This is a genomic window from Pseudoalteromonas luteoviolacea (assembly GCF_000814765.1).
GTDB lineage: Bacteria > Pseudomonadota > Gammaproteobacteria > Enterobacterales > Alteromonadaceae > Pseudoalteromonas > Pseudoalteromonas luteoviolacea_H.
Genome location: NZ_JWIC01000005.1, coordinates 180,848 through 207,318, shown reverse-complemented (window position 1 = coordinate 207,318; position 26,471 = coordinate 180,848). Strand labels below are relative to the sequence as shown.

General features: G+C 41.4%; 20 protein-coding genes and 1 pseudogene. 10 read left to right on the top strand and 11 right to left on the bottom strand.

What is annotated here, in order from left to right:
• The first annotated feature begins 7 nt into the window (after positions 1-7).
• The 4 genes from carB (at position 8) to ccoG (ending at position 6,877) form a co-directional block, all read left to right on the top strand.
• Positions 8-3,226 carry a carbamoyl-phosphate synthase large subunit gene (carB, locus tag JF50_RS08480; RefSeq protein WP_039609030.1) on the top strand — a complete coding sequence of 1,073 codons (3,219 nt, stop codon included), beginning with the start codon at positions 8-10 and terminating at the stop codon, positions 3,224-3,226.
• Between the two features lie 46 nt (positions 3,227-3,272).
• Positions 3,273-3,749, top strand: a complete 477-nt coding sequence (gene greA, locus JF50_RS08475) for a transcription elongation factor GreA (RefSeq protein WP_039609029.1) — start codon at positions 3,273-3,275, stop codon at positions 3,747-3,749.
• 167 nt (positions 3,750-3,916) lie between these two features.
• Positions 3,917-5,356, top strand: a complete 1,440-nt coding sequence (locus JF50_RS08470) for a sigma-54 interaction domain-containing protein (protein ID WP_039609028.1) — start codon at positions 3,917-3,919, stop codon at positions 5,354-5,356.
• A 138-nt stretch (positions 5,357-5,494) separates the two neighbouring features.
• Positions 5,495-6,877 carry a cytochrome c oxidase accessory protein CcoG gene (ccoG, locus tag JF50_RS08465; RefSeq protein WP_039609027.1) on the top strand — a complete coding sequence of 461 codons (1,383 nt, stop codon included), beginning with the start codon at positions 5,495-5,497 and terminating at the stop codon, positions 6,875-6,877.
• Positions 6,878-7,315: 438 nt separating this feature from the next.
• On the opposite strand, the gene uspE is transcribed toward ccoG, so the two are convergent.
• The 10 genes and pseudogenes from uspE to ccoN all read right to left on the bottom strand — a co-directional run bounded on the left by uspE (position 7,316) and on the right by ccoN (position 16,293).
• On the bottom strand, positions 7,316-8,239 hold the full coding sequence (uspE, locus tag JF50_RS08460; RefSeq protein ID WP_039609026.1) for a universal stress protein UspE: 924 nt from the start codon (positions 8,237-8,239) through the stop codon (positions 7,316-7,318).
• Positions 8,240-8,334: 95 nt separating this feature from the next.
• Positions 8,335-9,063, bottom strand: coding sequence for an FNR family transcription factor (locus tag JF50_RS08455; protein ID WP_039609025.1), 729 nt, complete (start codon positions 9,061-9,063; stop codon positions 8,335-8,337).
• Positions 9,064-9,248: 185 nt separating this feature from the next.
• Positions 9,249-9,917 carry a sulfite exporter TauE/SafE family protein gene (locus tag JF50_RS08450; RefSeq protein WP_039609024.1) on the bottom strand — a complete coding sequence of 223 codons (669 nt, stop codon included), beginning with the start codon at positions 9,915-9,917 and terminating at the stop codon, positions 9,249-9,251.
• Complete coding sequence (gene ccoS / locus JF50_RS08445) at positions 9,907-10,080, bottom strand: cbb3-type cytochrome oxidase assembly protein CcoS (RefSeq protein ID WP_039609023.1); 174 nt, start codon at positions 10,078-10,080, stop codon at positions 9,907-9,909. Before ccoS ends, JF50_RS08450 begins: the two co-directional genes overlap by 11 nt.
• Positions 10,077-12,449 (bottom strand): heavy metal translocating P-type ATPase, encoded by a 2,373-nt coding sequence (locus JF50_RS08440; protein ID WP_039609022.1) that lies wholly within the window; start codon positions 12,447-12,449, stop codon positions 10,077-10,079. The genes ccoS and JF50_RS08440 overlap by 4 nt, the downstream gene beginning before the upstream one ends.
• A gap of 5 nt (positions 12,450-12,454) precedes the next feature.
• A complete protein-coding gene (locus JF50_RS08435) occupies positions 12,455-12,946 on the bottom strand; it encodes a FixH family protein (protein ID WP_039609021.1) in 492 nt (163 codons plus the stop codon).
• A 122-nt stretch (positions 12,947-13,068) separates the two neighbouring features.
• A complete protein-coding gene (ccoP, locus tag JF50_RS08430; RefSeq protein ID WP_039609020.1) occupies positions 13,069-14,034 on the bottom strand; it encodes a cytochrome-c oxidase, cbb3-type subunit III in 966 nt (321 codons plus the stop codon).
• Complete coding sequence (locus JF50_RS08425) at positions 14,031-14,216, bottom strand: cbb3-type cytochrome oxidase subunit 3 (RefSeq protein WP_039609019.1); 186 nt, start codon at positions 14,214-14,216, stop codon at positions 14,031-14,033. Before JF50_RS08425 ends, ccoP begins: the two co-directional genes overlap by 4 nt.
• Positions 14,217-14,222: 6 nt before the next feature.
• Positions 14,223-14,846 carry a cytochrome-c oxidase, cbb3-type subunit II gene (gene ccoO, locus JF50_RS08420; protein ID WP_039609018.1) on the bottom strand — a complete coding sequence of 208 codons (624 nt, stop codon included), beginning with the start codon at positions 14,844-14,846 and terminating at the stop codon, positions 14,223-14,225.
• A 12-nt stretch (positions 14,847-14,858) separates the two neighbouring features.
• Positions 14,859-16,293, bottom strand: a pseudogene (gene ccoN, locus JF50_RS08415) (cytochrome-c oxidase, cbb3-type subunit I).
• A 613-nt stretch (positions 16,294-16,906) separates the two neighbouring features.
• Between ccoN and JF50_RS27135 the strand changes: the two are divergent.
• The 6 genes from JF50_RS27135 to JF50_RS08385 all read left to right on the top strand — a co-directional run bounded on the left by JF50_RS27135 (position 16,907) and on the right by JF50_RS08385 (position 25,424).
• Positions 16,907-17,077: a hypothetical protein gene (locus tag JF50_RS27135; protein ID WP_160290458.1), complete on the top strand. Its 171-nt coding sequence runs from the start codon at positions 16,907-16,909 to the stop codon at positions 17,075-17,077.
• A 607-nt stretch (positions 17,078-17,684) separates the two neighbouring features.
• On the top strand, positions 17,685-20,753 hold the full coding sequence (locus JF50_RS08405) for a hypothetical protein (protein WP_039609016.1): 3,069 nt from the start codon (positions 17,685-17,687) through the stop codon (positions 20,751-20,753).
• A 52-nt stretch (positions 20,754-20,805) separates the two neighbouring features.
• Positions 20,806-21,885, top strand: a complete 1,080-nt coding sequence (locus tag JF50_RS08400; protein ID WP_235423407.1) for a hypothetical protein — start codon at positions 20,806-20,808, stop codon at positions 21,883-21,885.
• A 10-nt stretch (positions 21,886-21,895) separates the two neighbouring features.
• Positions 21,896-23,785 carry a hypothetical protein gene (locus JF50_RS08395; protein WP_039609015.1) on the top strand — a complete coding sequence of 630 codons (1,890 nt, stop codon included), beginning with the start codon at positions 21,896-21,898 and terminating at the stop codon, positions 23,783-23,785.
• Between the two features lie 58 nt (positions 23,786-23,843).
• The gene (locus JF50_RS08390) at positions 23,844-24,320 is read left to right on the top strand and encodes a GreA/GreB family elongation factor (protein ID WP_039609014.1); all 477 of its coding nucleotides are present in this window, start codon (positions 23,844-23,846) and stop codon (positions 24,318-24,320) included.
• Between the two features lie 504 nt (positions 24,321-24,824).
• Positions 24,825-25,424 (top strand): class I SAM-dependent methyltransferase, encoded by a 600-nt coding sequence (locus JF50_RS08385; protein WP_039609013.1) that lies wholly within the window; start codon positions 24,825-24,827, stop codon positions 25,422-25,424.
• Here JF50_RS08385 and JF50_RS08380 read toward each other — a convergent pair.
• Positions 25,413-26,402 (bottom strand): GlxA family transcriptional regulator, encoded by a 990-nt coding sequence (locus JF50_RS08380; RefSeq protein ID WP_039609012.1) that lies wholly within the window; start codon positions 26,400-26,402, stop codon positions 25,413-25,415. The two genes, JF50_RS08385 and JF50_RS08380, sit on opposite strands and share 12 nt — an antisense overlap.
• Between the last annotated feature and the right edge of the window lie 69 nt (positions 26,403-26,471).

The following is a 26,471-nucleotide window of genomic DNA, read 5'->3' as shown; positions in this document are numbered from 1 at the left end:
AGTAACAATGCCAAAACGTACCGACATAAAAAGCATTCTAATCTTGGGCGCAGGCCCAATTGTTATCGGCCAAGCATGTGAATTTGACTACTCTGGTGCTCAGGCCTGTAAAGCGCTTAGAGAAGAAGGCTATCGAGTCATTCTTGTAAACTCGAACCCTGCAACTATTATGACTGACCCAGAAATGGCTGATGCAACGTACATCGAGCCAATTCACTGGGAAGTTGTTGAAAAAATCATCGAAAAAGAAAAGCCAGATGCGGTCCTTCCAACGATGGGTGGTCAGACTGCACTGAACTGTGCGCTTGATTTAGACAAGCACGGCGTGCTGGCTAAGCACGATGTTGAACTTATCGGTGCAACTGCGGATGCAATCGACAAAGCAGAAAACCGTGAGCGTTTCGACATCGCGATGAAAAACATTGGCCTTGAGTGTCCTCGTGCAGAGATCGCACACTCAATGGACGAAGCAAAAGACGTATTAACGCGTATTGGCTTCCCATGTATCATCCGTCCTTCTTTCACAATGGGTGGCACCGGTGGTGGTGTTGCTTATAACATGGAAGAGTTCGAAGAAATCTGTACACGTGGTTTAGACCTTTCACCAACTAATGAGCTTCTAATTGACGAGAGCTTACTTGGTTGGAAAGAGTATGAGATGGAAGTTGTTCGTGACAAAAACGACAACTGTATCATCGTATGTTCTATTGAAAACTTTGATCCAATGGGTGTTCACACTGGTGATTCAATCACGGTTGCACCAGCACAAACACTGACTGATAAAGAATATCAGCTAATGCGTAACGCTTCGATGGCGGTATTGCGTGAGATTGGTGTTGAAACAGGTGGTTCAAACGTTCAGTTTGGTGTAAATCCAAAAGATGGCCGTATGGTTATCATTGAGATGAACCCACGTGTATCTCGTTCATCTGCACTTGCGTCAAAAGCGACGGGTTTCCCAATCGCGAAAATCGCAGCAAAATTGGCTGTAGGCTACACGCTTGATGAGCTTCAAAATGACATCACTGGTGGCGCGACACCGGCATCATTTGAGCCTTCAATTGACTACGTTGTGACTAAGATCCCTCGTTTCAACTTTGAAAAGTTTGCAGGTGCAAATGACCGTCTGACGACTCAGATGAAGTCTGTTGGTGAGGTTATGGCAATTGGTCGTAACCAACAAGAGTCTCTTCACAAAGCACTTCGTGGTCTAGAAGTTGGCGCAACGGGTTTCAACCCAATTGTTGCACTTGATGACCCTAAAGCAAAAGAAACCATCATCCGTGAACTACGTGAGCCAGGTGCAGAGCGTATTTGGTACATTGCAGATGCAATGCGTCACGGTATGACTGTTGAAGATGTATTTGAGCTAACTAAGATTGACCGTTGGTACTTAGTTCAGATTGAAGACATCATCAAAGATGAAGCTAAAATTGCAGAAGCAGGCCTTGCAGGTCTTAACAAAGACTTCCTTCGTCGCCTTAAGCGTAAGGGCTTTGCTGATGCGCGCATTGCTGAAATTGCAGGTGTGTCTGAAAAAGAAATCCGTAAGAAGCGTCATCAGTTAGAAATCCTACCTGTTTACAAGCGTGTTGATACTTGTGCTGCAGAGTTCAGCTCAGACACAGCTTACATGTACTCTACATATGACGAAGAGTGTGAAGCAGCACCGTCTGACAAAGACAAGATCATGGTTATCGGCGGTGGCCCTAACCGTATCGGTCAAGGTATCGAATTCGATTATTGTTGTGTTCATGCGGCGCTCGCAATGCGTGAAGATGGTTATGAAACTATCATGGTTAACTGTAACCCTGAGACAGTTTCTACAGATTATGATACGTCTGATCGTCTATTCTTCGAGCCGATTACACTTGAAGATGTGCTAGAAATCGTACGCGTTGAGAAGCCAAAAGGCGTTATCGTTCAGTACGGTGGTCAAACACCACTTAAGCTAGCGCGTGACCTTGAAGCGAATGGCGTACCAGTTATTGGTACTTCTCCTGACGCAATCGACCGTGCAGAAGACCGTGAGCGTTTCCAGCAACTTGTTGAGCGTCTTGACCTTCTTCAGCCTGAGAACGCGACAGTTACTTCATTAGAAGAAGCGGTTGCTAAGTCTCAAGAAATCGGTTTCCCATTAGTTGTTCGTCCATCATACGTACTAGGTGGTCGTGCGATGGAAATCGTATATGACGAAGATGACTTACGTCGTTACATGACTGAAGCGGTATCTGTATCTAACGAAGCACCAGTTCTTCTTGACCGCTTCTTAGATGATGCAATCGAAGTTGACGTTGATGCTATTTGTGATGGTGAAAACGTGATCATCGGCGGTATCATGGAGCACATCGAGCAGGCAGGTGTTCACTCAGGTGACTCAGCATGTTCATTACCAGCACACTCTCTATCGCAAGATATTCAAGACGTTATGCGCAAGCAAGTACGTGACATGGCGCTAGAGCTTGGTGTCGTGGGTCTAATGAATACTCAGTTTGCTGTGAAAGATGGCAAAGTATACCTAATCGAAGTTAACCCTCGTGCAGCGCGTACAGTACCATTTGTTTCTAAAGCAACAGGTGTTGCACTTGCGAAAGTAGCTGCACGTTGTATGGTTGGCCAATCACTAGAAAGCCAAGGCGTAACAAAAGAAGTAATTCCTCCATATTACAGTGTGAAAGAAGTTGTACTTCCTTTTGCTAAGTTCTTAGGTGTTGACCCAATGCGTGGTCCAGAGATGCGTTCAACGGGTGAAGTCATGGGTGTTGGTGAAAACTTCGCCGAAGCATTCGCAAAAGCTCAATTAGGTGCATCAAACGCTTTACCACGTGGCGGTCGCGCGTTACTATCTGTCCGTAACAGCGACAAGTCACGCGTTGTTGAGCTTGCTAAAACGATGAAAGCTATCGGTTTTGAGCTTGACGCAACGAACGGTACAGCTAAAGCACTAGAAGAAGCTGGCATTGAAGTTCGCCGTGTGAACAAGGTATTTGAAGGTCGTCCTCATATTCTTGACCGTATCAAGAATGGTGAGTACAGCTACATCGTAAATACCACTGAAGGTCGCCAAGCGATTGAAGATTCGAAGGTGTTACGTCGTGGTGCACTTCAGCATAAGACTAACTACACCACCACGCTAAATGCAGCGTTTGCAAACTGTACTGCACATGCCGCAGATGACAGAAGCTCTGTAAACTCTGTACAAGAATTACACCAGCGATTGAACTAATGGATATAAGCCAAGGCCTTTGGCCTTGGTGGTAAGTGAGAGACTTATGCAATCAATTCCGATGACTGTACGAGGCGAAGAGTTGCTTCGTGAAGAACTGAACCATCTGAAAAAAGTGGTTCGCCCCCAAATTGTTGCCGATATTGCCGAAGCGCGTGAACACGGTGACTTAAAAGAAAACGCTGAGTATCATGCTGCGCGTGAACAACAGGGTTTTTGTGAAGGGCGAATTCAAGAAATCGAAGCTAAATTATCGACTTCTCAAGTAATTGACGTCACAAAGATGGCTAATAATGGCAAGGTTATTTTTGGTAGCACAGTAACGATTGTTAATGTAGATACTGATGAAGAAGTAACTTATAAAATTGTTGGCGACGACGAAGCAGACATTAAAAACAATTTAATTTCTGTAAATTCACCAATTGCTCGTGGCTTAGTCGGCAAAGAGCTAGATGATTCAGTTAATATTCAAACTCCAAACGGTACTGTTGAATACGAAATCATCGAAGTTGAATACGTCTAATTAGTCTAACCTAAAGATCAAAAGCCCAGTTCATTGTAACTGGGCTTTTTTATTTCTTACGCAGAATAAGTCCCGTTTTTGACCAAGATCATCCTTTCTATGAACACTGCTCGCTAGATAAAGCTCATTGGCGTACTATCAATCGTGAAATATCACGAGGAATGATGATGTCATCTGTTATTAAGCACTTCTTAAATGACCCAAAACTCTTACTCAATGCTGTCGGCGAAGGTATCTATGGCTTTGACTTGTCTGGTAATGCCGTTTTTATCAATCCTGCAGCAGAAAAAATGACCGGGTGGGGAGCTGATGAGCTACTCGGCAAGAAAATTCACCAGTATCACCATCATAGCCACCCAGATGGTAGCGAATACCCCGCCGATGAGTGTCAAATTTATAAAACCATGTTTGATGGTGAAACGCGTTATGTTAAAGGGGAGGTTTTTTGGCGTAAGGATGGGAGTTGCTTTCCGGTTGAATACACATCGACACCGGTGTATCGAGATGGTCAAGTGATAGGTGCTGTGGCGATATTTCGCGATATTTCACAGCAAGAGGAAACAGAGCAAGCACTTCGTGATGCGCTCAAACAAGTGCAGTCTTTATCAGAGCAATTAAAAGACGAAAATAGTTACCTATTGTCTGAAATTAATCAAAATTGGCAAGGTTCTGGTTTGGTGGGTCAAAGCCATGTTTTTAACCGTATGCTTGAGCAAATAAAATTAGTCAGTACAACAGACAGTACGGTGCTCGTTTTAGGCGAAAATGGTACTGGTAAAGAGCTAGTTGCACGAAATCTACACGCCTTAAGCGGTCGCTCAAAAATGCCTTTTGTACGTGTGAATTGTGCTGCATTTTCCCCAAGTTTGTTAGAGTCTGAATTATTTGGTCATGAAAAAGGCGCATTTACTGGCGCACATGATAAAAGAAAAGGGCGCTTTGAGCTTGCACACAATGGCACCCTATTTTTAGATGAAATTGGTGAGCTACCTCAAGAGGCGCAAAGCAAGCTGCTACGTGTATTGCAAGAGCAAGAGTTTGAGCGTGTTGGCGGTACAAAAACCATATCCGTTAATATACGAGTAATTGCAGCGACAAACAGAGACTTGTGGCAAATGGTGGAAGAGGGCGCGTTTAGGATGGACTTATATTATCGATTAAATGTATTCCCTATTAAAGTGCCTCCGCTTCGTGAAAGAAAAGCAGATTTACCTATGCTGTGTGCCAACATGATTAGTAAGCTTAATGTTAGATTGGGTAAGCAAATCAAAGGGATAGCAAAATCATCTTTAATCAAACTAGAATCCTATGATTGGCCTGGAAATATCAGAGAGCTTCAGAATATTTTGGAGCGTGAAGCCATTTTAGCAAGCGGTTACACATTGCACTTGTCACAGCCCTTACACATAGATGAAAATGTTGTCATTAAAGGTGAGACTGCAGTTCGTTTGGATGAAGTTCAAAAGCACCATATTATTAAAGTGTTAGAGATGAGCGGTTGGAAAATTTCAGGTGCGAAAGGAGCGGCTGAAAAGCTAGGATTAAATGAAAGTACACTGCGCTCTAAGATGAAAAAGTTGGGGATCTCGAAAAAACGCGATATTTAAAGAGGTTTCGTGAAATATCACGTTTAATTAGAAAGTATTTTTAAAAAATTCATTTAATATCATGTGGTTAATTATCTTTCAGTTTGGTCTGAAAGTTGCAAATAACTAATCGTGTTCCACTTACCGTAAGCAAGTAATATGAAGTTTGATATTAAAGAAGAGGATATGATTATTAAGCCCTACAAGCAAGAAGGGCCAATTTATATCCGAGAACAAAAAGGTTTTTTTCAGAAAATCCGTCGCAACCTTGGCTGGATCTTGATGTTGGTATTTATCGCCATTCCTTGGATCCCCTACAAAGGTCAGCAAGCGGTACTTTTTGATGTTTCAAGCCAGCAATTTAGAATTTTTAGCCAGACATTTTTACCACATGACTTTATGATTTTGGCCTGGGTATTTATGGCAGGTGCATTTGGCTTATTCTTTGTCACCAACTGGTTAGGTCGTGTTTGGTGTGGTTATACCTGCCCTCAAACCATTTGGATGTTAATGTTTACATGGGTAGAGCATCGAGTTGAAGGTACTCGTAATCAACGAATTAAACTAGATAAATCGAATTGGAATTCACAAAAAACACTGAGAAAAACAGCTAAACATACGATTTGGTTATTGATTTCTTTATTTACCGCGACCTCTTTCATGGCTTATTTTGTACCAGCGAAAACCTTGTATATCGATATGTTCACTTTAGAGTGGTCTGGTTTAGTGAGTTTCTGGGTGTTTTTATTTGCTTTTTGTACCTACGGCAATGCAGGTTTCTTAAGAGAAAAAATGTGTAATGTGGCATGTCCTTATTCGCGTTTCCAATCAGTTATGTTCGACAAAGACACTTTGTTAGTTACTTACGACGCAATACGAGGAGAGAATCGTGGGCCACGCAAGCGTAAGTCTGATCACAAAGCACAAGGGCTTGGAGATTGCGTAGACTGCAACTTGTGTGTTGAGGTGTGTCCTGCGGGCATAGATATACGAAATGGCCTTCAATATGAGTGTATTAACTGTGGATTATGTATAGATGCATGTGATGACACCATGTCTAAGTTTGGTTATCCAACTGGCTTAATACAATACGTTAGTGAAAATCAAACAGTTGGAAAAACATCTAGCCCTTTCAGACTCAAGCTTGTCGGCTATGCAGGCTTGTTTGCTGTTATCCTTGTCACCATGGCGATTTGGGCGTTCAATCGTACACCCATTGAAGTATCGGTTATACGTGATCGTAATGCACTTTACCGCGTCAATTACGAAGGGTTAGTCGAAAACCCATACACGTTAAGTATTATTAATAAAACGCAGCAAACGTTGCAATACAAAGTAAGCTTCAATGGTCTGGATAACGCTAAACTGACAGCCCCACAAGAGATTGAAATACAAGGCGGTAAAATGTTACTTGTGCCTGTGACCATTGCGGCTGACGGTTATGATATCCCGAGCAAGCGAACCCCAATTCAATTTACTATCTCCGCGAATGAAGATAGCAGTATTTCAATTACGAAAGACAGCTATTTTTACAAAAACTAGTGTTTTAGTAGAGCACTGGGTTATTCCTCAAAGGGCCGCTTGGCCCTTTTTTACACCCTAGTTAAAGTATGAGAATATAACGGACTATACGGCGTAAGAATTTTCCTGTCATTTGGCGTCGTTAAATCTGGTAAAAGGTTAATATGTTTTGGTTTCGAAGTTCTGATTGTTCACCATGTGAACGTTGTGGTGTGTCTTTGAGCGATGAACTTGATGAGTGTCCACATTGTAAAGGTTTATCAAATAGAGAGGCCTTGAATTTGAAAGCATTTAGACAATATGAAATGCCCAAGTCTATCCGTTTTTTAAGGGGCGCAATGTTATGTTTGTTTGGATTGTGCTTTGTAGGGGTTGTTTATCTATTTATGCTATAGACAATATACTGGAACTTGATGCATTGAAGAAAAGTCCGATACTGAATATCGGACTGCTCAGTAGCTAGTTTTCTAAGGGGCTTTTATACCCATCAGGTTTGAGTGCTAAGACGTCGCAATCTAAGCTATCAATAACATGTTCTGCCGTATTACCAATTAAAGCGGCACTTAACCCTGTTCTTCCTACCGTACCTATGACGACAAGCTCGGCAGATTTTTTCTCTGCGACAGAAGGGATAACATCTTCCGGTAGACCCTCTTCAATGATACAGGTCTCTCTCGCAATATTAAATTGGCTTGCTAAAGACCAGGTTTCATCTTCATGATGTTTTTTAACCGCCTCACTATACTGTGATGGGTTAAACTCTGGGATTTCTATTGCAATATTTACAGGCGTAGCTGGGTAGGTATTGACTAGACTTAAAGAGGCATCAGCGAGGTCACAAATAAATAGTGCATCTTTAATAATACGTTTGTTTAATTCTTGGTGCTGCTCATTGTCGCTAACCGAGTTTACCGCTGCGATGATTTCACCATGCTCTGGCCAAGCGTGCTCTTTTACCAACAGTACTGGGGTAGGGCATTTACGTATTAGGTGCCAGTCAGTGGGGGTAAATATTACAGACTTTAATGTATCGTGTTGGTGCGTAGACTTGATAACAATGTCAAATTGTTCATTAAGTACTTCTTCGATAATGGCTTCGTAAGGGCGATTATGCCACACCACTTTTGCTTGAATATCGAGGTCGGTATATTTTTCTATAAATATTCTAATCCATTCCTCTCTATCTTTGATGACGGCATGTCTCATTGCTTCACGCTCATCTTTGGAGAGCATGGTCGTCATTTCATACGAAAAGTCATAGATTGACAGAAATGCTGTTATTGTTGCACCGGTTTTTTGTGCGAGACTAATAGAGCGTTCAAGGCTATTTTGCTGCTCTTTGGTGGGATCAATAACAGTGAGAATTCTCTTTATCTTGTCCATAAAAGCCTCCTATGGCACTTGGCTAATCAATATACTTTGAGTGTAACTGATATAGCCAAGGTATAAAGTGAATTGAGCACAAATATTGGTTTAGATCAAGCCGTAATACCAGCTGCCGCAGCTAAGCCTTCAGGCTCTAAAATGGTAATAAATTTACCTTCAACCTTAATTAAGCCAGCCTTTTGAAAACGACTTAACAGGCGGCTGATCGTTTCAACGGTAAGACCTAAATAGTTACCTATTTCACCTCGAGTCATAGTAAAACGGAACTCTTTTCGAGAAAAGCCGCGTTCACCGAACCGATTAGATAAGTTAAAGATAAAGGTTGCAAGCCTTTCTTCAGCGGTTTTTTTGTTGAGTAACAACAGCATTTCTTGATCATAGTTGATCTCGTTACTCATTAATCGCATGATTTGCTGTCGAAGCTTTGGTAGCTTACCTGCGAGCTCATCCAGTGTTTCAAACGGGATTTCGCACACCATTGACGTCTCAAGGGCTTGCGCAAAGCTTTGATGCTGCATTTTGTTGATGGCATCAAAACCGACTAAATCACCTGCTAGATGAAACCCAGTTATTTGCTCATCGCCTTGTTCAGATAGGGTGTAAGATTTAAATGAGCCAGACCTAACGGCATAAATTGCTTGAAGTTGTGAGCCAGACTCGAATAAAAAGTCTCCTTTATGTAAAGGCTTTTTACGTTCGATAATTTCATCGAGCTTGTCCATCTCGTTACCGTTCAGGGAATAAGGTAGACAAAGTTGGCTTATACTGCAATTTGTACAACTGATTGTACACTGACTTTTGGAGCGATTATTTAAATCCATAATTAATCCATTACTCTTAGACGCACATAATAAATAAATTAAAAAATTGCCAAAAATAAAAACTTAAATATTCTTTTTAAGTTAAGTACTTCGAAATTTTCACCATATAAGCAATTAAAAACTCCTGCTTTTACCTGCTTATGTACTACTTGCCATTATCTAATATTAACAAGCAGAAAACTAGATTAATCTACTAGTTTATTACTAGCGATGATAATCAAGTAAAACCCATACCATACGAAGAGGTTGCCCAGTGTAATCCTTGTAACGGCATGGTTTAAAAACTTGTTGAGTATTTGAGCTGATTGTCCTGCAACGAGTAGGGCAGGAAAAGTACCTAAAGCAAATGCGACCATAGTTAACGCACCGTGTAACGCACTTTTTGCTTGCAGGCTCCATATCAACGCACTATATACAAGACCACAAGGAAGCCAACCCCAAAGAGCACCATATGCGAGCGCTTTGGTTTTGGTATCGATTGGCAAAATGTGCCGATTTAACTTTACGAGACGTTGCCAAATTACGACATTTCCCAGCTTTTCTAGCCAGTTTAAGGTACCAGCAAGGCGCATGATATAGAGCCCAACTAATAACATAAACACACCACTTAAATAAGATAAAGCCAGTCCAAATCCAGTGTGCTGTTCTGCTAATGACGCCCCTAAAGCAGCAACTAATAAGCCAGCAGTGGCGTAACTCAAAAGCCTACCAAGGTTGTATAAAAACGCAACGATGAGCGGTTGCTGTTTTGACTGTGCAAGTTGCAAACTTGATGCAATACCTCCACACATCGCAAGACAGTGTCCACTTCCCATTAAGCCCATAAAGAAGGCACTGGCTAAGCTAATTTCCATCGTTACTCTTTTTATGTTGCTCTTTGTCATCTTCAAATAAAATGCTGTGAGCTTGTTTATTTAAATCTGAGAATTGTTCGCTTTTGACAGCCCAAAAGAATACGCCAATAGCGATGACAACGAATAAAATAGCAATGGGGATCAATACATAAATAATACTCATAACCTTAGCAACCTTAACGAGTTAGTTATGACCACAATGGAGCTTGCTGACATACCAATGACAGCGAGCCAAGGTGGCACAAGCCCTAGTGCAGCTAGTGGTAAGATAGAGCCGTTATACAAAAGAGAAATCGTCAAATTTTGTTTGATGATTTGCTTGGTTTTTACAGCCACACTTTGTAGCATTTTTAGCGAATTTAGATCACTATTTAACAGTACTACATCTGCGGTGTTTTTTGAAATATCCGCGCCAGTTTCCATCGCGATAGATAGGTGTGCACTATTAAATACTGGGCTATCGTTTACGCCATCACCCACCATAGCGACAATGTGTCCTTCATTAGACCATTGTTCAACTTCTCGTTGTTTATCTTTTGGCGCGCAAGCCTGCTTATAAGAGTCTAACCCTAGTTCGTTAGACAAACTACTGGCGGCTTTCGAACTATCGCCGGTTAACATATGGCAAGTCAGTTTTTGAGTTTGTAAATATTCAATGACTTCGGGGGCGCTTGTTCGTACTTTATCTTGAAGGTAAAAATCGGCGATAGGGCGCTTGTCAACAAACAGTGTTGCTTGTGCAAAAGATGCATGGCTTCCAAACCAGCTAGGTTTGCCTATTGCGATGTGTTTACCTTCAAACTTACCACTGACTCCGAGCCCTGTTGAAACACTGACTTGATGTATTTCTATAAAACTTGCCTTGTTCTCAACAAAGGCTTTTGCTATTGGATGCTCAGAGTAACGTTCCAGCGCGCTTGCAAGGGATAAAATCATCGATTCGGTATACTGCTCATCTAGGATTGTTACATTAGAAATGGTAAATCGACCCTCAGTGAGAGTACCTGTTTTGTCAAAAGCATATCGACTTACTTTTGGTGTTGTCTCGAGCACATGCGCTTCTTTTATCAAGATGCCTTTTTTAGTGAGTGTCGCAACTGCACAGGTTAAAGCTGTAGGGATAGCTAGGCTTAATGCGCAAGGGCAGGTGGCAACCAAAACAGCGATCGTGACCCAGAATGCATGTTCAGGTTCGACATGATACCAACCAATTGCTGTAATGGAGGCAAAGATCAGTAAGCAGGCCACAAACCACTGGGCGACTTTATCGGTGACTTCAACAATTTTTGGTCTTTTCATTAAAGCGTTATGCTGAAGTTTAATGATTTGGTTAAGTAGTGTGTTCTGCCCAACTTTATTAATTTTTAAGGTGATCACACCATCGTGATTCAGCGTGCCTGCATAGACTTGGTGATTGGTAAACTTTTTAATCGGGAGGTGCTCACCGGTCATCATAGATTCGTCGACTGTACTAGTACCATCAACCACAATGCCATCGGCAGGGATTGTTTCGCCAGGTTTAACCAAGATTAAATCATTTAATTGTAGGCTTTTTGCCGCAATGACTTCTTCTGTTCCACCAGCTAATCGTCTAGCGGTAAGAGGTAATAGTTTTTGCAAGTTAGCGGTAAACTCACTTGCTTTCATGCGGGCTCTGAACTCTAGATACTTACCTAGTAGTAATAAGAACGTGAACATGCAGATGGATTCAAAATAAACCTCGCCGACAGACATCACGGTCGCATAACAACTTGCACCATAAGCACCAAAAATTGCCAGTGATACTGGTAGGTCCATATTGAGTTGCCAACTTTTAAGACCTTTGATCGCATTGGTCAAGAAAGGCAGAGCAGAGTATAGAATAACAGGGGAGGCTAAAATTAGGCTTATCCAGCGGAAGTACTGTTCAAACCCTTCTTCCATTCCTGAAAACATGCCAAAATACATGGCAAAAGCGAACATCATGACTTGCATGGTCATTAGTCCAGCAACGCCTAAGCGACGCATATAAGCTTTTGCCGCGGCTTGCTTTTGTGCGGCTTCTTCATCGGCTTGGAACGGATATGCTTTGTATCCAATTTGCATCAGTGCAGCGATGATCTCACTGAGCTTGGTCGTTTCATCTTGCCACAAGATCATTGCTCGGTGTGTTGATGTATTAACATCCACGCGTTTAATACCGGAGATTGCAAGTAATTGCTTCTCAATGAGCCAGGCACATGCAGCACAGCTTATTCCTTCAACGCTAAGTAATACTTCTTTTAGATTGCCTTGTTCAGCAACAAAATCTTTTTGAATATCTTGGTTGTCATAGCTGAGCAGTTCTTTTAATTGTTCTGGTACTAGCTCTTCAACTTTACCACTTGACTCTGTACGAAACTTATAATAATCACTCATTCCTTGCGCAAGGATGGTTTCTGCAACTGCTTGGCACCCTGTACAACATACAGGGTTGGCGACTCCTTCGAAAATAACTTCACCTTGAAAGCCAGAAGGCACAGCTTCAAGGCAATGAAAACAACTTTTTGCCATAAGAGTTACTTGTATTGAGGTGTAATAGAAACTGGCTTATCTGTTGGTAATTGTAAGTTCTCTTTCATTTTCCAACTGCCGTCCATAGGTTCAATGAACACGGTAAATGCGCCTTTATGCTCATTATCCAGCAACGCAGTAAAAGTGCCGCTGGCATTGGCAAGTAGAGTGGTAGAGAAATCGTATTTTTTGATGGTACGATGATAAAATGACACTTTTAATGCATTTACTTTACTGTGATCACCTTTGGTGAAATCAAAACTGATACGATCATTTTCAACGATTAAATCACCGTGCAGGTACAGTGCTTTCGCTTTATCGAATTTACTTAATTCAAGGTTGATGGCTTTACCTTTCTTGTAATAATCATCGACGACCATATCGGGACCATTACCAACAGCATAAGTTACTAAAAATACGCATGCAATGATGGTCACAAGTGGGAAAAACATTAAAAACCAAGGCCAAAAATTCTTATACCACGGAGTTGGATTCATAATTTGTCACTACTTTACAATGTTGTTGGTGCCGATGTCGGCTGTCATTAAAGACGTAATTTTTGTTGTCTTTTTACTATGAGTAAGCCCCCAACAAAGGAGGCTTACGAGTTATGTGAAGCTTATTTCTCTTGAGATAAGCTATATACATAGGCCGTTAACAGGTGCACTTTATCTTCACCTAAGATGTCTTTCCATGCTGGCATTACACCGGCACGACCATGGCGGATTGACTCTTCAACAGCACGTTTTGAGCCGCCGTATAACCAAATATTATCCGTTAAATCAGGTGCTCCAAATGGTAACCCAAGTGCTACTGAGCCTGTGCCATCTGCACCGTGACATGCTGCACACATGCCAAACTTAGCTTTACCTGCATCAGCATCTTTTTGGTTTACTGTACGTCCTGATAGGCTCAGCACATAGGCGGTCATTTCCTTTACGCCTTGCTCGCCAAGTGCAGCCTCCCAACCTGGCATGGCTGCGACGCGGCCATTCAATAAGGTTTCTTTGATTTGGTCAGGTGTGCCGCCATATAACCAGTCTTTATCAGTTAGGTTAGGAAAACCAAGGCCACCGCGCGCATCTGAACCATGACATTGTGCACAGTTTTGTGCATAAAGTCTTTGTCCGATCTCAAGTGCATTTGAGTCTTTTGCCAGCGTGAGTACATCTTGCTCTGCAAATGCTTTAAAGATGGGGCCAAAGCGTTCATCAGCCGCTTCAAACTCTTTATCAAGCTGAACCCAAAGGCCTTTATCTTTTGCGTTTAACACCGCTTGTTTAGACTCTTCAAGCGATGTGACACCTTGGTTAGAGCTGGTCCAGCCGAGTAAACCAGCAAAGTTACCTAAGCCAGGATACATTGCAAGATAATATACAGACCAAACGAATGTTGCGAAGAACATGTAAGTCCACCATTTTGGTAGTGGATTATTGAGTTCTTCAATGCCGTCAAACTCATGACCACAACTGGCACCTTCTTCGACACCTGTGTAGTTTTTCAGGTTCCAAATTAATAGGCCAAAAATGAGAGCCAGACATGCTAAGGTCAATACGATGACCCAAATACTCCAAAAGCTAGTCATTTTTCAGACTCCTTTTCCTCTTTTGAAATTGTGTTGTCGTGTTTTATTTCATCGTCAAATATGGCTTTTGCAGCGTCGTCAAATCGACTTTTGGTACGCTTGCTGTATGCCCACAAAACAATCACAATGAACAGTACTAAAATTACCAGAGTTAAAATGCCTCTGTATGTGCCGTAATCCATAATAAATTACTTCAAATGTGTGCCAAGTTGTTGCAAGTAAGCAATTAAGGCTTCCATTTCTGTCTTCCCTTGAACTGCTTGCTGTGCATTCTTGATATCTTCGTCGGTGTAAGGCACACCGAAGTTCTTAAAGACTTCAAGCTTCTTAGCGGTTAATTTACCATCCAGTACGTTCTCATCTAGCCAAGGGTATCCCGGCATATTTGACTCAGGAACTACGGAGCGAGGGTCGATCAGGTGCGCATAATGCCAATCGTCAGAGTAACGACCACCTACACGTGCGAGATCGGGTCCAGTTCGTTTCGAACCCCATTGGAATGGGTGATCCCAAACAGATTCGCCAGCGACGGAGTAATGCCCATAGCGCTCAACCTCATCTCTGAAAGGGCGGATCATTTGTGAGTGACAGTTGTAACACCCTTCACGTACATAAATGTCTCTACCTTCCATTTCGAGTGCGGTAAGCGGGCGTAAACCTTCAACCGGCTGTGTTGTGTCTTCTTGGAACATTAGTGGCGTTATTTCTACTAGTGCACCGAAGCTAATGGCAAACACTGTGAGAATCGCCATCAGTCCAACGTTCTTTTCTACAATTTCGTGTTTATTTGTCGAATTATTATTGTTGCTCATATTCGATACCTCTTAAGCCATTTGCGTGTTTGCATCAGTAGCGAGAGAGCCACTTTTTGCAGTAACAGTGCGGTATACGTTATAAGCCATTACTAGCATGCCGACCACGATGAACACACCGCCTAAAAAGCGCATGATGTAGAATGGATATGAAGCTTCTAAAGATTGTACGAAACTGTACATCAAGGTGCCGTCAGAGTTTACTGCACGCCACATCAAGCCTTGCATTACACCTGAAATCCACATTGCAACGATATATAAAACAACACCCACAGTGTGTAACCAGAAGTGTGTATTAACCAGTTTCACGCTATACATGTTTGCATGGCCAAATAATGCAGGGATTAAGTGGTAGATAGCACCAATTGAAATCATTGCAACCCAACCAAGAGCACCAGAGTGAACATGACCAACAGTCCAGTCAGTGTAATGCGATAGGGCATTTACAGACTTGATTGCCATCATTGGCCCTTCAAATGTTGACATACCGTAGAATGACAGAGAAACAACTAAGAAGCGCAATACTGGATCGGTACGAAGCTTATGCCATGCGCCTGACAGCGTCATAATACCGTTGATCATACCGCCCCATGAAGGTACAAATAGAATCACCGACATAACCATACCAAGCGACTGAGTCCAATCAGGTAAAGCGGTATAATGAAGGTGGTGTGGACCCGCCCAAATGTAAAGAGAGACAAGTGCCCAGAAATGTACTACGGATAATCTATATGAATACACAGGACGTCCAGCTTGCTTAGGAACGAAATAGTACATCATACCTAAAAATCCAGCGGTTAGAAGGAAGCCTACCGCGTTGTGACCGTACCACCATTGTACCATTGCATCTACCGCGCCTGCGTAGATTGAGTATGATTTAGTCAGTGATACCGGTACTGCCATGCTATTAACGATGTGAAGGACAGCAACAGTGATAATAAATCCTGCATAGAACCAGTTTGCGACATAGATATGAGATACCTTGCGGTTAATCAATGTGCCGAAAAAGACGACTGCGTAAGTTACCCAAACGACTGCAATTGCAATATCAATAGGCCATTCTAGCTCTGCATATTCTTTTTGAACTTGTAATACCTAGAGGAAGTGTAATTGCGGCTGCAACGATAATTGCTTGCCAGCCCCAAAATGTAAATGAAGCTAATTTGTCGGAGAAGAGACGCGTTTGACACGTGCGTTGCACGACGTAGTAAGACGTTGCAAATAATGCACTAGTACCAAAGGCGAAAATAACAGCGTTCGTATGTAACGGACGAAGTCGAGAGTAAGTTAACCATGGAATGTCGAAGTTTAAAGCAGGCCAAGCAAGTTGCGCTGCGATAAAAACACCTACACCCATGCCAACGATGCCCCAAATCACTGTCATAATAGCGAATTGGCGTACAACTGTATAATTGTACTCAGTTTGTGATGCTACTGTTTGGCTCATTTTCTGGATTCCGCTGCAGTTAATGCGTTTAGAAATGATTAACCTGTAAAACAGGCCCTCTTTTATATTTCAACAGTCCCGCTTTACGTACGCTAAATATGTCAAAGCAAGCCTGAGAAACCCTTATTTTTGCAAGGAAATAATAATTTTTTTGCAAAACAAAAGATACCTAAAACACCCCAAAGCATGACATCAATCAAGTTTTCAGCAGGTAGTTTAAAACCGTTCAGTTTTCATGACCATGGTCAATTAAACCGAGATTTAATTGACCCCTAGCTGGCCCTCGAAGCTTGATAAGCGTAGTATCATAGGCACACAATTTTGACTTTAGTCAGATTAAATTATGCGCTATTTTTCAACGTTCGCTTTGGTAATTTCAATTTATTTACTTACGTCCTGCTCAGAGCTACCTATAAGTATACATGAAAGTTCAGAAAAAAATGAAAGTTCAATCAAAACTAAAAATTGTGTCAAGTCGGCGCCTTGCCAAGTGAACTCTTCAACCCAGTTTTGGTTATCAAATAAACTTATCAGAGCAGAAGAACCTTTCGTTATTTTCGTTAAAACACAGCCTGGAATTAAACTGAGCAACGCATATATAGAAGGGGTATCTATGTATATGGGAAAAATCCCGATTGCATTTACTAAAGTTGAGTCTGACTTATGGCAGGCAGAAGTGATGGTCGGAGCCTGTAATTTAGCGCAAATGCAATGGCGGGTTTTGGTTCCTTCATTTGAACGTTCAACGTCAAGCAATCCACTTTACTTCTTTTCATACCGTTAAACATAAGCTGTTAATTTCGTTTTTACCGGCTAATTTGCTTTTGCCTCATGACGTTATAGGTAAGCAACCAAAAGTAACCCTTTCGCTTTATATCATTTAACACATCAATTTGCCCCATCGTTTTGTTTAAAAAACACCCGTTGCTTTTTTGGCAACAGATACAATTTGTATACATTTTTGTTTGGGTTTGGTGTTTGATATCTTTAAATTGATTGAATTGCAACGTTTCTGAAATGTGTGTGTTTTTTGTTCTTTTTATTTTTAGGTTTATGCTATTGTTTTAATTGTTTTATTTTTGATTTTGTGGTGGTTTTGTTAGTTCTTTACGTGTGTGTTGCGTAATTGTTTTGTTGATTTTTTTTGATTGGTTTGTTTTCATGTGTGTAACATTGCGTGGGTTTCATATGTTGCTAGTTTCTATATTGTTGTTTTTTTGTATTGGATTGGTCAGGGTATTGCAAAAGTTTAGGGGGTTTTTTGAGGGTAAGTGCAAATTAATTAACAAGAATTTTGGAAAAAAGTAGCTTGTGTACTAGAGATTTACTCTTTAGCAACTACGCTTAAAACAATTAAAAGAAAAATTCTAAGGCATTTAAGGAGGCCTCCTGTGGTGAATAAAAAAATTTACCGTTCCTCTCTTTCAGTTTCAGTCGCATTAACACTCGGTTTATCTGGGTGCAGTCTTTTTGAAAGCGAAGACTCTACGAGTACGGTTCCTGTGGAGCCTCTGCCATCAAATATTGAAGGCACAGCTTCAGTTGATTTTAATGTGTTTGTTTCTGGTAAAGCTGTAAAAGGCACACTCAGAGGTGCTGAGCTCGTTGTAAAAGAATTAAAAAATGGTGAGTTGGTTGATGTAGCCTTTAGGAGCGATTTAACAACCGTAGAGAAAACAGCGACAGGTACCAGTGAAGCCGTTGCGGTTGAATTAGCTAAATCACAAATACTCAGTGAGAGTCCACAGTCACTGCTTACCGCTGATGACGGCACATATGGTTTTTATATTGATCAACAGTTTAGCGGTGCTTTGTACATCACAATTAAAACGACGAAGACAAGCGGTTTTATCAAGTGTGATGCGCTTTTAGGTTGTGGTGATTACGCAGAAAGTTCAGAAAATGACGCTAACTCAAACTCAGAAATTGACTTCGGTGAATGGTATCAAGATGACTTGACACTTAATGTGGTTAAAGAAATTACAGCCCAAGCAAGTCGTCAAGCGAAAGGTGCTGAGGGTACGACTAAATCTTACACAGCACATGCAACAATATTCACCACATTGGCGTCGGAGTTACTACAAAAAGTGTCACAAGATGGTGGTACTGTAAGCGCAGAAACAGTTGCCGATGCAAGTTTGAATACGCTATTAATCCTTCTTGGTCCAGAAGCTGCAAAAGATGCCGTATTGTTATCTGGAGACATTTCTTTAGGTGGTGCGGTTGATTTCACAGATGTGACATCAGAGGATACCATCGACTCGGGGACGTTAGCGCTTATCAATGTTGCCTCAACGCTGCAAAACATTGCGTCTAATTCTGGTGATGGTTCTTCACTTGGTTCTGTGCTTGATACATTAAAGAAAGGAGTTACTGATGGCAGCTTTAAAGGTAATGAAGATGCTGCTGTAGCTCAACTTGCGGTCACACTTCAAGAGGAAGTAAATAAAACAGCAACGGTATTCGTGGCGATAGCAAGTGGTGATGTTGAAGCGATCAAAGCGGCGCTTAAGGAAGTTGCACCAGATCTGGATGATGAATCACTAAACGAACTTGCTGAAAAAGCGAAAGATGCTCGCGATCAGGCAATTGAGTCGGGCGCAACGGATGAAAATGCACTTGAAGACGCCGCTGAAGACTCCAAGAATGCGGTTGAAGATTTGGGCTGTGAGGGAGAAGAGTGTAACGCTGACGATAGCACTTTGATCAATGATAGCTTAACTGAACTTTTGGCTTCATTAACTCAGTCTCAAACACAACTATCATCTTTAAATGTGATATTCAATGGATTAACGCCTGGTTTGCAAGCGGTTACTGCATTAGGTGAAACTGCACAGACTCAAGAAGAAAAAGAAAACTATTTGAAAGCGGCTGATGACTTTATTGCAGAGTTATCTGGCTCTAACTTAGAACAAGATACAGTTGCATTGGTTTCAAGAGCTGGGCAAATTTTGGCAAGTGCTGAGGGGCTATTGGCATTAACTACGGATGCACAATCGGCTGCGACGGATTCTCAAACACTTGTTAACAACGCGGCTTCACTGAGTTCAAATGTCACTGGTATGGTGACGTCCGCAAACGCAGAGAGGGAAAAAGCTGTCGCATTGTTGGATGATGCTTCGAGTGCAGCGAAGGTGCTTGCTGAAGCTGCATTAGAACGCGCTAAGGAGCGGGAGCAAACATTCAATACTGCTAATGCTGATGTTCAGTCTCAATTTTCAGATGCGACTAATTTATTTGCATCGGCTGGTACAGATTTAGCAGCATTGGAAACGGCATTTACAAGCTCGCAAAGCGCTGTAGATAAGTTTAATGCGCTAAATGTTTTGACCACAGATATTTTGAATGACATCGAGCTTGCCAAAACACGTGCTGAAGAATATTTAGCGTTGGCGACAACCGAAGAGCAAAGATCAGAAGCGCAGCAGTTGGTCACAGAGTCAACGACAATACAGCAAACAGTGACTGCAAGCGTTACAGCGTTTAAGGCGACTGAGTCTGATATCCGAACTTTAAATAGTACTGTTTCATCTGCGGTCGATAACGCAAGAGGTAAGTCAGGCACAGATAAAATGACATCGGTTGCATTTGTCACTAAAGAAGGTGCGGATGCGGTATTTAATGCCGGTGAAGTCGTGTATGACGTAGTTAGAGATATTTGGGATCAAAACTTGGATTCTGGTTCTCACAGTGGTACGGCTCCTAATTACCCAGCGTGGACTTATCGCTACAACACGGATACCTATGAAGTTGAGCTAACGAATACGCAAGGTGATGAGCATATCTTAGCTAACGCGCAGGTCAATTCCGGCGCGACAAGCAAAATTATTTTGACCTGGACTGGCACGCTAAAATCAACCGATGGCCAAACTGTGTTAGTCAAATCTCCAGATTTGGCAGAGTGTGAACGTTGGTCTCTGGATGTGGTTGAACAGCCAAATGCGTCATGTTCTGTGATCTTTATCGACGGTAGCATAACAACGATTGAAGATGCGAGAAACTTTGATGCATCTAGTGCACAGACGTTCAATATTGTCGAGTTTGTTGATGGCCAGTATGGGTTTAACGGTACTTTGGCATCAGAGCTGACTTCTACAGACAGTGCCGGTAATACCGTCCCATTGTTTGTAAGTGGTGCGATTGAACATGCCAGTATCGTTATGTCTGGAGTCACTGAGGACCTATCATTTACAGCTGATTTTGCGCTTAGAAACGAAGATGATAATGATGAACTAGGCTTAGCCAAAATAATGCTCAATGAGTTTAATGGTTATGTGTTTAACGTCAATTTAGTTGACACTGACGGGCCGCTCGTTGGAGATGTTACGCTCTACAACGACACGACGCCAGTTAAGGTGGGTGATGTTGTTGAAATCACAAATGGATTTAGAGTCACTTACATTGATGGCCAAGTTATCGATTACACTGATATTGACTTCTTGGGGCAAAACATCAACTAACCGTTCTCCATAATAATAAAGGAAGGCGGTTATTACCGCCTTTGATCTAATAATGATGATAAAGCCAAATGCACTTCTTCTCGCGATACTATTCTCAAGCTCTACATATGCCAATGATTTTGAGATAATTAACACGTTTGACTCAGAAATATATACAGAAGCACAGCCTGTAAAATCTTTTCTTGATGAGTTTGATAAACCGCTCAGTTCTGGGGACAGTGCCTTCACATTTAATGTGTTTGAGCTTGGGGTAAAATATAAAGGCGTTGCGGTTGGCGCTCAAAGCCGATACAACTATGCACTTGAATTTGACCCAGATACAGCACTTTTTACTTACCTAGAAAAAAACGATTTACCATTTGAGGCCAGAAATTACCGATATTATTTAAAGGGTAAACAATCCACCACTCATGGGATCTTTTTTTCCTATGACTTTAACTTTGTTGATGAAACTCTCACAATAGTACCAAAAGTTACCTACTATCAGAGTGCGCATTTTCAAGATGCTATTGTTGATGGTACTGTTTTTAGTGATGAAATAAAGGGCGCATTAGAAACGCAATATTTCTTCTCGAAGGATATCTTATTTAAGTCATTTACCCCGAAACAAAGTCCTGAAGGTGAAGGGTACTCGATTGATTTGGCGATTAAATGGCGAGTAAATGACGACCTGACATTGTCTTTCAAAGGGTTAGATTTAATCAATGAAACAAAATACTCAGGTGTTGGTTTTGTAAATGGCGTAACGACCGATGTGCCATTCACTGAACAAGGCGATAGTATTGAAACCTCTCCTTCTGTTCGTTTACGAACATCCGCATTTGGTCGTGAGGTAGATTATTCTTTTGAACATGACGCCAGATATTTTTTTGATGTGCAATATCGTTTAAATGACCGAGTGTCTTTTGACGTATTCACTCGCCGTTTTTATAAAGATACGTTTATTCAAGGAAATATAAATTATCATTTTAATGATAGTTGGCGTGTATTCTCTGGATATGAAACAAATTCTAAGGCTGTTGAGTTCGGTATTGCAAATGACTATTTTGGGCTTTCTGTCAAAACAGACCACCTAGACCTTGATGACGCACACTACGCGAACATTAACTGGTTTATCCGTTTAGTGTTGTAGGAGAATAATAATGAAAAAAGTAAGTGTTTTATCTTTGCTTATGGCATTAATAGCTGGTTGTGGTGGAAGTGGTGCCGATGTCCCTCAAGTCTCTGATATTCAACCCGGCTTTGGTAATGATACGGCTGAAAACTTTGAAGCAAATATGCGCTTTTACTCGCCTGATTTTGTTGATAAAAGTGGTAAGTTAACTGTGGTCAACCTGAGTGACAATTCACAGCAGGTACATAACATAGAGTCGTTGAATCAATTTGCGCTAACTGTCTCGGTTGGCGGGCGATATAGCTTTATGTATGCACCAAATAGTAGCGTTGTGACTTGCCCTAAGCGCTCTGGGTGTGGCCGTTCATTGTTAAATGACCCAAATGATTTAAATGGTAATAATGAAATCGACTTTGACGAACCTATTAATGCAGAAGTTCATTTTGAGATGGTTGTATTACCAGTGCCGGGTATTAACCAAGTATTATTCTCCAGTTTTAATAGTGCGTTGGCCTCTTCAAAACTAGATAGTTCAATTTGGTCACTGACAGCGGCACCTAATAATCATTTGACGCAAAGCACTATTCAGAGCAAACAAAAGGCTGAATATGTGTCAGACGTAATGACCTATATCGACGTGATGCATCAACATAGTCAAAATCAGAAAGATAGCGAGTTATTTGTCAATGCGATCGAAGAGGGCTTGAGTGGTAATAGTACGGCGCTAACTCCGTATAGGCAACTTGCTAACGATTACTTAATCGAGACGCTCATTACTGAAGAAACTAATTCTTTGTATCGAGGCGTATCGGAAAAGGTATTAATTGAAGTAAATGAATTGCTTAGACTAGACTCTAGCAGGGAGCTACACGCTGAAATAGAGCCATATAGCAATGAATTATTGAACCATATTCGAAACGCTATCGGTGTTTTACGTTTGCAAGATGAGCAATATAGCGAAGAGCTAAAAGTGAAACTAGAAGAGGTAGAAGCGTTGGTCAATGATGATGCCCAAGATGCGTTTTTGGTTGCGCTTGAGGTTATTGGTGATGTTGTAAAGCATGTTTCACCTTTTGAAAACTCTGTGCCGGGAAGTTATACCCTGCCTGGTTTAGATATTGATTATCAAACAGAAGGAGGTTTTAGGTGGATTATAACTGGTGTAAGACAAGGCTTTGAGGTGGGCGTTGATATTTCAGTTCCAGAGTGGAGGATCAGCCCAGCACTTGGTGATAAAATCGTAGGTCATGGGGTAGGTGAAATATCAAAGCCAGGCACAAAACTAGAGTTTAGTTTTGACGAGTTTGAAATTGTCAGTGAGAGTAGTTTTGACCCTAATAATATCGATGAAGTAATCGGCATTGCAAACGTATCTGGAGACATAAAGCTTTCACAGGATGACGCGGTTTTAACTGGGAACATCAACGTAGACTACTTAAGACAAAACTTGAGTATCCGTAACACCAAGTCTATTTTACCTCATCTTTCTGTTGATGGTATGCTTACAACCAATAATCAAGTAACACCACTGCGCATATACGCGAATGAACGTTCTCCTCTGGCATTGAGAACAGATATGGATTTGGTTTTTGGAGCTCAACTAGAGCTGGCACTCAATGGTGGTAAAGATCTTAGAATACAAGTGACAGGAGAGCCAGATGACTTATCTGACTTTACTACCGCAGATATTGCAATCATTCTTGGTGGTCACGTGAGTGAAATTACAGTTACAAATTTGGTAGGCAATATCAATGTCATTGTGAGGGGTCGAGACGGTTATTGGGTAGATATCAAGAAAAAGAAAGATTTGTATACGGGTGGTTTTTATTTTGGTGATAAACTAGTTGCTGATGTAAGAACGATTAGAGGTATTCCGGGCATTTTGTTTCCAGATGGAAGCTTTGAATCCTTGTTCTAGTTGTCGGAATTAAGTAGTCAAAGGGCCTAAAAAGGCCCTTTTTTGTTTTGGATAGAAAATGAAAAAAATCGTTGTGATTGAAGCGCTCAAGATGGCACTAGAAAAAAAATTGTATGAGGCGCAAGCGGCGGCAGATAGCGCGAGACAGGATGCTATTCATGAACAAAGTGCCGCTGAAACACAGTATGACTCTTTGAGTATTGAGTCAGGTTATTTAGCTGAAGGTCAAAGTGAGCGAGTAGAGCAAGCCCATCGTGCAATTAGCGCATTTGAGTCTGTTTTTAAGACAGACAATGTCAGCTTAGTGGCAGAGGGCGGGTTAGTTAAACTGAGCGATGAAGAAGGAAACTGTTTTTGGTATTTTATTGGCCCATTGGAAGGGGGCTTAAAAATCACAATTATTGATACGCAAGTTATGGTGCTAACCTTGCACTCACCTTTGGGTCAGGCTCTAAAAGGCAGACAGTTAGATGATGAGATTGAATTTGATTTTAATGGCTCAAGGCGCATTTTTTATATAGACGACATTCTTTAATTTGCTCTTAAATACAGATACGGAGACTGCACTATAAATTTTATAGTTAGTTTGTTGCTTTTATGAACTTATTGAGTGGAATAAGGCAGTGAGTATTTTTAATAAGCATGCAGTTAACATAATGCACCCTATTGATTAGGAACGTCTATAAATCGTGCTCATAGTAGGCACTATTGGCTACCTTGCTACTTAGCTTTTCTCCTGCTGCGTTAATTTTATTGCTCTGTGTTACGAAGGTGAGGTGGTGGGTAAAGCATGTATTTTTACATAAAAATATGCAGAAGAAAAAAGTGTATTCTGCCAGCTATTTGCAACTTATTTTTCTAAATTCTATCAAGTTGTTTTCGTTTTATTATTTAAAAGCGATATATCGGTTGTACCGCAAAGCTAGGTTATCAATAGGGCAAATTAGTTTATAGTCCAGAGGCGATTTACACTGTTAGGCGCGCTTCTTGTGGTTTTACCGTTATACGAACAATATTTTTTTAACATAAAGTAGGGTAGATGGTCGCAGGTACTTTTGGATATGAAAGTGACATTCAAACTTTCGCAGAGGCAAGTTTTGGTCTTAAATTTGAAAACATAAACCAAGATTTTTTGCCATTTTTACCAGGTAAAGGTTCGAGAGTATTGGATGCAGGTTGTGGAGTAGGTCAAAATGCTGCTGCACTTGCAAAGTTAGGTTATGAGGTCGTTGCTGTAGAGCCATTAACCGCGTTTTTAGACAAAGCAAAGGCCCGTTATAAAGGCAGCTCGGTTGAATGGTTGGAAGATAGTTTGCCCGATTTGGAGCTACTTGATAATTCGAAGTATACCTTTGATTTTATTTTGTTAGATGGTGTTTGGCATCATTTAAACTCTCAAGAGCGTAAACGATGTGTTAATAGACTCTATGAACTGTTAACGCCAAATGGAGTTTGTGCAATTTCTTTGAGAAATGGGCCCGCAGGCTTGGGAAAACATGTGTTTCCTGCGAGCTGTGATGAACTTTTGGGCTTGGCACGAGTGTATGGCTTGAAAGTGGTTTTTCAAGCACAAAATCAACCCAGTAAAATGCCCAATAAACAGGATGTGGTTTGGTCTCGAGTTGCGCTAAGAAAATAGCTTCTTGCGGACAATTTTGCGATATGCACTTGGTGTCTGATTCATGTGATCTTTAAATGCACGCGACAGTTGGCTTTGTGAATTAAATCCAACTGTCAACGCAATTTCTTGAATACTTAAGTTGCTAGATGCCAACAATTCGCAGGCTTGTTGAAGCCGAACTTCCTGCAGATAAGCAATTGCCGTTTTTCCTGTTGCTACTTTGAATCGTCTGTTGAAACTTCGGTAGCTCATATCAAATTGCTGTGCGACGGAAGCTAATGACTCAACTGAACTGGCATTATTTTTCAGCCAAAATTGAATTGCGGCGATCTGTTCATCGCTATATCTATCAACTGCGCCCTCTAAGTAACGTTGTTCTTCGTATGGTTTTCTTATTTCGTGTGAAAAGTTTTGCTGTACATGGTTTGCGGCATCTTTGCCATAAAACTGCCCTATCAAATGTACGACAACATCAGCCAGTGCATTGAGGCTTGCTACTGTGTAAAGTCGGTCTGACTGCGTAATGAAATAATCCGGTTTCAAGTCCACACTTGGGTAGCTTTTCATGAACTGATTAGCATAATGCCAGTGAGTGGTAGCTGAGTGGCCATTTAAGATGCCTGACTCTGCTAAAAAACAGACGCCCGTACCGACACCTATAATGGTTGCACCTTGTTCCCAAGCATCGCCTAAGTTTCTAGCAAGCTTGGGGTTATGTCTCACCACGGGTCGGGGGTTTCGCCAAATACTGGGTACAATGACATAGTCGTAAGTTTCTAGTGCCTGAAAATCAGTTTGCACCGCCATACTCATGCCAATACTGCTTTCTACAGGGCCGCCGTTTTCACTTAGGCAGTGGATTTCTAAAGGCTTGTAAGCATCTTTATTATGCCGTTTTGCATAAGCCTCTCCTGCACGCAGCATTTCAACGGGGAGTGTCACACTGGTGATCAATAATTGCTCATATAGGGTAAGGGCGATTTTAACTTTTTGCATATTTACAGTTAGATTTGTGTTTTTTGGCGAAAAATGTCAATTCAGTGGCGAATTATGTAAAGCTATATT

Coding starts and splice junctions, on each gene's coding strand:
- JF50_RS08395 (WP_039609015.1), top strand. CDS start 21,896: ATGAAAAAAGTAAGTGTTTTATCTTTGCTTATGGCATTAATAGCTGGT.
- JF50_RS08400 (WP_235423407.1), top strand. CDS start 20,806: ATGATGATAAAGCCAAATGCACTTCTTCTCGCGATACTATTCTCAAGC.
- ccoP (WP_039609020.1), bottom strand. CDS start 14,034: ATGACTAGCTTTTGGAGTATTTGGGTCATCGTATTGACCTTAGCATGT.
- JF50_RS08385 (WP_039609013.1), top strand. CDS start 24,825: ATGGTCGCAGGTACTTTTGGATATGAAAGTGACATTCAAACTTTCGCA.
- ccoO (WP_039609018.1), bottom strand. CDS start 14,846: ATGAGCAACAATAATAATTCGACAAATAAACACGAAATTGTAGAAAAG.
- ccoG (WP_039609027.1), top strand. CDS start 5,495: ATGAAGTTTGATATTAAAGAAGAGGATATGATTATTAAGCCCTACAAG.
- JF50_RS08470 (WP_039609028.1), top strand. CDS start 3,917: ATGTCATCTGTTATTAAGCACTTCTTAAATGACCCAAAACTCTTACTC.
- JF50_RS27135 (WP_160290458.1), top strand. CDS start 16,907: ATGTATATGGGAAAAATCCCGATTGCATTTACTAAAGTTGAGTCTGAC.
- greA (WP_039609029.1), top strand. CDS start 3,273: ATGCAATCAATTCCGATGACTGTACGAGGCGAAGAGTTGCTTCGTGAA.
- carB (WP_039609030.1), top strand. CDS start 8: ATGCCAAAACGTACCGACATAAAAAGCATTCTAATCTTGGGCGCAGGC.
- JF50_RS08450 (WP_039609024.1), bottom strand. CDS start 9,917: ATGGAAATTAGCTTAGCCAGTGCCTTCTTTATGGGCTTAATGGGAAGT.
- ccoS (WP_039609023.1), bottom strand. CDS start 10,080: ATGAGTATTATTTATGTATTGATCCCCATTGCTATTTTATTCGTTGTC.
- JF50_RS08440 (WP_039609022.1), bottom strand. CDS start 12,449: ATGGCAAAAAGTTGTTTTCATTGCCTTGAAGCTGTGCCTTCTGGCTTT.
- uspE (WP_039609026.1), bottom strand. CDS start 8,239: ATGGACAAGATAAAGAGAATTCTCACTGTTATTGATCCCACCAAAGAG.
- JF50_RS08425 (WP_039609019.1), bottom strand. CDS start 14,216: ATGGATTACGGCACATACAGAGGCATTTTAACTCTGGTAATTTTAGTA.
- JF50_RS08380 (WP_039609012.1), bottom strand. CDS start 26,402: ATGCAAAAAGTTAAAATCGCCCTTACCCTATATGAGCAATTATTGATC.
- JF50_RS08455 (WP_039609025.1), bottom strand. CDS start 9,063: ATGGATTTAAATAATCGCTCCAAAAGTCAGTGTACAATCAGTTGTACA.
- JF50_RS08435 (WP_039609021.1), bottom strand. CDS start 12,946: ATGAATCCAACTCCGTGGTATAAGAATTTTTGGCCTTGGTTTTTAATG.
- JF50_RS08390 (WP_039609014.1), top strand. CDS start 23,844: ATGAAAAAAATCGTTGTGATTGAAGCGCTCAAGATGGCACTAGAAAAA.